This window comes from Zemynaea arenosa, from assembly GCF_004614185.1.
Classification (GTDB): Bacteria; Pseudomonadota; Gammaproteobacteria; order Burkholderiales; family Burkholderiaceae_D; genus Telluria; species Telluria arenosa.
This window is the reverse complement of sequence record NZ_SPVF01000116.1, coordinates 1-5,546: the sequence shown is the minus strand read 5'-3', so window position 1 is coordinate 5,546 and position 5,546 is coordinate 1. Positions and strand designations below refer to the sequence as shown.

Here is a 5,546-nt window from a genome sequence, read left to right as displayed (position 1 = left end):
GTCCGCCACCGCGCCGGCGGCGGCACCCGCACCTGCGCCGGCGCCTGTGGCCACGTGGGCCCTGGACTGGAGCGATGAATTCGATGGCGGCACGCTCGATCACACCAAGTGGGTCGAGGAGACCGGACCGAAATGGTTCAACAACGAGCTGCAGTACTACAGCAGCCGGCCGGAGAACCTGCGCGTCAGCGGCGGGAACCTGGTGATCGAGGCGCGCAAGGAAGCCTTCGGTGGCCGCGAGTACACCTCCGCGCGCATCAAGAGCCAAGGGCTGAAGGAGCGCCAGTACGGCAAGTACGAAGCGCGCATCAAGATCCCGCGCGGGCAGGGCATCTGGCCCGCCTTCTGGCTGCTGGGCGCGAACTGCGGCGCGGTGGCGTGGCCGGAGTGCGGCGAGATCGACATCATGGAAAACATCGGCAAGGAGCCGAACATCGTGCACGCCACGGTGCACGGCCCAGGGTACTCGGGGGATAACGGTTTCGGCAGCCCGTCGAAGCTGGCCAGCGGCGGGTATGCGGACGACTACCACGTGTACGCGCTGGAATGGGAGCCTCAGGAGATGCGCTTTTACCGCGACGGGATCCTGTACCACACGGTCAAGCCGGCGCTGGTCAAGGGCACGTGGGTGTTCGAGCATCCGTTCTACGTGATCCTGAATCTTGCGGTGGGCGGAGACTGGCCGGGCAATCCGGATGCGGGGACGGTGTTCCCGCAGCAGATGCTGGTGGATTACGTGCGCGTGTACAAGCGGACCAATTAACCGGTCCGCTGGGGGCGCGGACGGCCGGGCGAGCCATGCGCACTCCCTGCCATGGCGTCGCTTCGCCGCGGCAATCCGGCCAAGCCGCTTCATGGCCGCAGGTCCCGTCCCCCCGGCCGCACGGCCGTGCCGCCGCGTGGTGCAAGGGCGTGGGCGGCCGCGCGCGCGCCTTCGCGGCGCCGCGGGTTTCAGCTGAGGCGGTGAGGGGACTAGGCGTGAACGGCGCGCGCCTTGGCGGCGCCGACCCGCTCCGCCACGGCGGGCGTGTGCAGGTAGGCGTCCACGGCCTCCGCGACTTCCGGATCGTGCACTGCATTGCGCAGTGCCTCGATCATCACCGCGACCGCCTCGGCCACCTGGCCGGAAGCGGGATTGGCATCCCCGATCTCCAGCAGGTCCTCGACGATATTCACACAGCGCTGCGCGGACATGTCGCGCAGGGGCTGGTACAGCTGCTTCGCTTGGCTGGCCATACGTGTCTCCGGTGGTCGGACGACGTGATTGTATGCAAGATCCGGCACCGCTTGTCAATCTGCGCCGCCGCAAACCCTCACCGGCGGAAAGTAGCGCCCCCCGCCACCGGGGTCAGGCACCCGGTTCCCATCCCGAAAAATCTCCCTCTGCCGCTTTGCGCCCCCTCAAAACCAGGCCAGACCCCGGTATCAAAAACAGCCGAATTTAATACCGGGGTCAGGCACCTGGTTCCCGTCCCGAAAAATCTCCCTCTCCCGCTTTGCGCTCTCTCAAAACCAGGCCAGACCCCGGTATCAAAAACGGCCGAATTTAATACCGGGGTCAGGCACCTGGTTCCCATCCCGAAAAATCTCTCTCTGCCGCTTTGCGCTCTCTCAAAACCAGGCCAGACCCCGGTATCAAAAACAGCCGAATTTAATACCGGGGTCAGGCACCGAGTTCCTGTACCGAAAAATGTCCCTCTGCCGGTTTGCGAATTCTCAAAAACAGGCCTGACCCCGGTAGCGGGAGGTGATACCAAAGCAGGGGCTCAGGCGCGGCGGCGGTCGTGGGCGGTGCTCGAAAGCAGGCGGGTGCGGCGAGTCTGGCCGAGCGGGCGGGCCAGGACGTCGTGGGCGAGCGTGTCCGGCACGCCGGCAATGCTGAGGAAGCGGCGCGCGGTGTGCTCGTCGAACGCGCGCAAGGTCTGCAGCGCCATGTCGATGCGCTCGGCCGTGGCGTTGTCCTGCCGGCGCTCGGCGTGCCGGCGGATCTGTTCGGTATGCGTCATGCATTGATGTTCTGTTATCGTTGCGTGAATAGCAAGCGTGCGCGGAACATTTTCTTTGTGGCGCCATGCTAGAGTGCGCCCGAGGAGACACTTCATGAACATAGTGAAACGGTTGTGGCTGGTTGGCATGTGCGTGCTGCTGGCGTCCTGCGCCAGCGTGCTCGGTCCGCGCGAGGTGGAAGTCTCGCAGCAGCGCCTGCAGACCTCGCTCGAGCGCAAGTTCCCGCTGCACCAGCGGGTGCTGGAACTGTTCGAGGTCACCCTGACCCAGCCGCAAGTGCAGGTGGTGCCGGAACTGGACCGCGTCGCGCTCACCATGGATGCGGCCCTGCAGAACCGCTTCGGCGGCGGCACGCCGCGGCTGGGCCGGCTGACCCTGTCCGGCCGCCTGGCGCTCGACCAGCCCAACCACGCCCTGCTGCTGCGCGACATCCGCATCGACAACTTCCGCCTGGACGGCATGGACAGCGGCCGCCAGTCCCAGCTCACGGCCATCGCCAACGTGCTGCTGGACCGCGTGGCCAGCGGCATTACCGTCTACACCTTCCAGCCGGACGACCTGCGCCGCGCCGGGGTGCAGTTCGCGCCGACGCGGATCGTGACCCGGCCGCGCGCCGTGGTGGTCACGCTGGAACCGGTCCGGGAATCATCCGACCGATAACTTCTCGTCCACATTTTTCTCGACTTCCGCCGCGCGCAGGCATACCCTTCCGCGCGGCGGGAATTTATTTTCTGGGGCAGTGTCGAAAGCGCATCGCCCGGTTCGTCGTAGGGATGTAGCACCTCACAACTAACCAGAACAGGAGATTCACATGGACAAGAAAGTGCAGGCGGTTCCGGAAGGCTTCCACAGCATCACCCCGCACCTGGTGTGCGAGAACGCCGCGGCAGCCATCGATTTCTACGTGAAGGCCTTCGGCGCCGTCGAACTGAGCCGCATGCCCGGCCCGGACGGCAAGCTGATGCACGCCGAGCTGCGCATCGGCGATTCGCGCCTGATGCTGGCCGACGCCTTCCCCGACTACGGGGCCCCCGGCGCGCTGGCGCTCAAGGGCTCGCCGGTGTTCATCCACCTCTACGTGCCGGATGCGGACGCCATCTTCAACCAGGCCGTGCAGGCCGGCGCCACCCCGACTATGCCGATGGCGGACATGTTCTGGGGCGACCGTTACGGCCAGCTGCAGGACCCGTTCGGCCACCGCTGGTCGGTCGCCACCCATCTGCAGGACCTCACGCCCGAGCAGATGCAGGAAGGCATGAAAAACATGATGCCGGAATGCGGAGGTCAGCAATGAAGTTCATGGTCATGGTGAAGGCGACCGCCGCGTCGGAAGCCGGGGAAATGCCGAGCGAGAAACTGCTCACCGAAATGGGGCAGTTCAATGAGGAGCTGGTGCGCGCGGGCGTGATGCTGGCCGGCGAGGGCCTGCACCCGAGCCGCAAGGGCGCGCGCATCCGCTTCAACGGCAGCCAGCGCACGGTGATCGACGGTCCGTTCGCGGAAACCAAGGAACTGGTGGCCGGCTTCTGGCTGATCGAGGTGAACTCGAAGGAAGAAGCGATCGAGTGGATGAAGCGCTGCCCGAATCCATTCGAAGAAGGAGAGAGCGAAATCGAGATCCGCCAGGTGATGACTGCGGATGACTTCGGCCCCGAATTCACGGCCGAGGCGCGCGCCCAGGAAGACCGCCTGCGCGAGCAGATCGCCAAGCAACACTAAAACATCGACAGGAGACCGGCCATGCAGAATTCCCGCCGCGGTTACATGATCCTCCGGCAGGCCGACGCGGCCACCGAAGCCGGCGCCCGCCCCACCCCCGCCGCGCTGGCGGACATGGACGAGTTCAACCGGCAGCTCGAGGCGGGCGGCGCGCTCGGCCTGGCCCTGGGCCTGCGTCCCACGCGCCGCGCCGTGCGGCTCAAGATGTGGCCAGGCGGCGAGAGCATCACGGATGGGCCTTTCACCGAAAGCAAGGAGCTGGTGGCCGGCTTCACGATCTTCCAGGCCGAGTCGCGCGCGGCGGCCATCGAGCAGCTCAAGCGCTGGCCCGTGAGCGATGGGGACGTCACCCTGGAGCTGCGCGAGACGGGCTGCCCCGGTGGCTGCGCCTCCGTGCCGCCGGGTGAGGCGGGCGACGAGGCGCGCTACGTGATCCTGCTGCGCTCGGATGCCGGCACGGAGCGCGACGACATTCCCGCCCAGCACCTGCTGGATACGCTCAACACCTTCAACGCGGTGCAGGCCGCCGAGGGCCGCCTGCTGGCCGGAGACGGCCTGATGTCCACCGCGCGCGGCGCCCGCGTCAAGCTGGCATCCGGCCGCGCCTCGGTGATCGACGGTCCGTTCACCGAGGCCAAGGAACTGGTGGCGGGGTTCTGGATGGTGCGCGCCAGGTCGATGCTGGACGCGATCGAGTTCGCGCGCAGCATCCCCTACCCGACCGGGCCGCGGGTGGAAGTCGAGATCCGCGAAGTGATGACGGCGGCCGACCTCATGCCCGCGCTGTCCGCCGAGCAGGAGCGTGCCGACTTCGGCCTGCGCGCCGAGCAGCTGGACGCGGCCCTGCGCGCCCACCTGGCCGCGCGGCCCAGCCTGATGCAGGGCTGACCGCGCGTGGCGGCACAGGACGTCGGCCGGGTTGTCGAGGCCGTATGGCGGATGGAGTCGGCGCGCATCATCGGCGCGCTGGCCCGCATGCTGCGCGACGTCGGCCTGGCCGAGGAGCTGGCGCAGGACGCCGTGGTGCAGGCCTTCGAAAGCTGGCCGGTCAGCGGCACGCCGGACAAGCCCGCCGCCTGGCTGATGCAGGTGGCCAAGAACCGGGCGCTCGATCACCTGCGCCACCAGGCGCTGCACCGGAACAAGGAGGGCGAGCTCACCTGGGAAATCGAAACGCAGCTGCAGGATAACCAGCCGGACCTGGACGAGCTGGTCGACCGCGACATCGGCGACGACGTGCTGCGCCTGATGTTCGTGTCCTGCCACCCGGTGCTGTCCACCGAGGCGCGCGCCGCGCTCTCGCTCAAGGTGCTGGGCGGCCTGACCACGGGCGAGATCGGGCGCGCCTTCCTGGTGTCCGAGTCCACCGTGGCGCAGCGCATCGTGCGCGCCAAACGCACGCTGGCGGAGGCGCGCGTGCCGTTCGAGGTGCCGCGCGGCGCCGACCTCAAGCCGCGCCTGGCCTCCGTGCTGCAGGTGATTTATCTGATCTACAACGAAGGCTATTCCGCCAGCGCCGGCAGCGACTGGCTGCGGCCGGGCCTGTGCCGCGAGGCGCTGCGCCTGGGCCGCGTACTGGCCGAGCTGATGCCGGAGGAGGGCGAGGTGCACGGGCTGGTGGCGCTGATGGAGATCCAGTCCTCGCGCGAGCGTGCCCGCCTGAAACCGGACGGCGAACCGGTGCTGTTGATGGACCAGGACCGCAGCCGCTGGGACCAGCTGCTGATCCGGCGCGGCCTGGCGGCACTGGAGCGGGCCGCGCAGTGCGGCGCCTTCGGCCCGTATGCGATCCAGGCCGCGATCGCCGCCTGCCACGCGCG

Annotated in this window: 8 protein-coding genes; 6 read left to right on the top strand and 2 right to left on the bottom strand. The window is 67.8% G+C overall.

From position 1 onward, the window contains the following. A partial coding sequence (locus E4L96_RS08675; protein ID WP_135206817.1) for a glycoside hydrolase family 16 protein occupies positions 1 to 763 on the top strand: 763 nt, incomplete at its 5' end. 209 nt (positions 764 to 972) lie between these two features. On the opposite strand, the gene E4L96_RS08670 is transcribed toward E4L96_RS08675, so the two are convergent. Together E4L96_RS08670 and E4L96_RS08665 are read right to left on the bottom strand one after the other, a co-directional pair. Further along, entirely contained in the window at positions 973 to 1,236 is a 264-nt protein-coding gene (locus tag E4L96_RS08670; protein ID WP_135206816.1) for a hypothetical protein, read from the bottom strand. 530 nt (positions 1,237 to 1,766) lie between these two features. Beyond that, entirely contained in the window at positions 1,767 to 2,006 is a 240-nt protein-coding gene (locus E4L96_RS08665; RefSeq protein WP_135206815.1) for a hypothetical protein, read from the bottom strand. A gap of 94 nt (positions 2,007 to 2,100) precedes the next feature. Between E4L96_RS08665 and E4L96_RS08660 the strand changes: the two genes are divergently transcribed. From E4L96_RS08660 to E4L96_RS08640, 5 genes are all read left to right on the top strand, one after another. Then, positions 2,101 to 2,667 (top strand): DUF1439 domain-containing protein, encoded by a 567-nt coding sequence (locus tag E4L96_RS08660; protein WP_135206814.1) that lies wholly within the window; start codon positions 2,101 to 2,103, stop codon positions 2,665 to 2,667. A 151-nt stretch (positions 2,668 to 2,818) separates the two neighbouring features. Then, positions 2,819 to 3,301, top strand: a complete 483-nt coding sequence (locus E4L96_RS08655) for a VOC family protein (RefSeq protein WP_135206813.1) — start codon at positions 2,819 to 2,821, stop codon at positions 3,299 to 3,301. Next, on the top strand, positions 3,298 to 3,726 hold the full coding sequence (locus tag E4L96_RS08650) for a YciI family protein (RefSeq protein ID WP_135206812.1): 429 nt from the start codon (positions 3,298 to 3,300) through the stop codon (positions 3,724 to 3,726). Before E4L96_RS08655 ends, E4L96_RS08650 begins: the two co-directional genes overlap by 4 nt. A gap of 21 nt (positions 3,727 to 3,747) precedes the next feature. After that, a complete protein-coding gene (locus tag E4L96_RS08645; protein ID WP_135206811.1) occupies positions 3,748 to 4,614 on the top strand; it encodes a YciI family protein in 867 nt (288 codons plus the stop codon). A gap of 51 nt (positions 4,615 to 4,665) precedes the next feature. Next, positions 4,666 to 5,546: RNA polymerase sigma factor (locus tag E4L96_RS08640; protein WP_135206818.1), on the top strand; the 881-nt coding region annotated here is incomplete at its 3' end.

Excerpts from the sequence above, each read along its gene's own strand:
- E4L96_RS08650 (WP_135206812.1), top strand. The coding sequence starts at position 3,298 with ATGAAGTTCATGGTCATGGTGAAGGCGACCGCCGCGTCGGAAGCCGGG.
- E4L96_RS08665 (WP_135206815.1), bottom strand. The coding sequence starts at position 2,006 with ATGACGCATACCGAACAGATCCGCCGGCACGCCGAGCGCCGGCAGGAC.
- E4L96_RS08670 (WP_135206816.1), bottom strand. The coding sequence starts at position 1,236 with ATGGCCAGCCAAGCGAAGCAGCTGTACCAGCCCCTGCGCGACATGTCC.
- E4L96_RS08660 (WP_135206814.1), top strand. The coding sequence starts at position 2,101 with ATGAACATAGTGAAACGGTTGTGGCTGGTTGGCATGTGCGTGCTGCTG.
- E4L96_RS08655 (WP_135206813.1), top strand. The coding sequence starts at position 2,819 with ATGGACAAGAAAGTGCAGGCGGTTCCGGAAGGCTTCCACAGCATCACC.
- E4L96_RS08645 (WP_135206811.1), top strand. The coding sequence starts at position 3,748 with ATGCAGAATTCCCGCCGCGGTTACATGATCCTCCGGCAGGCCGACGCG.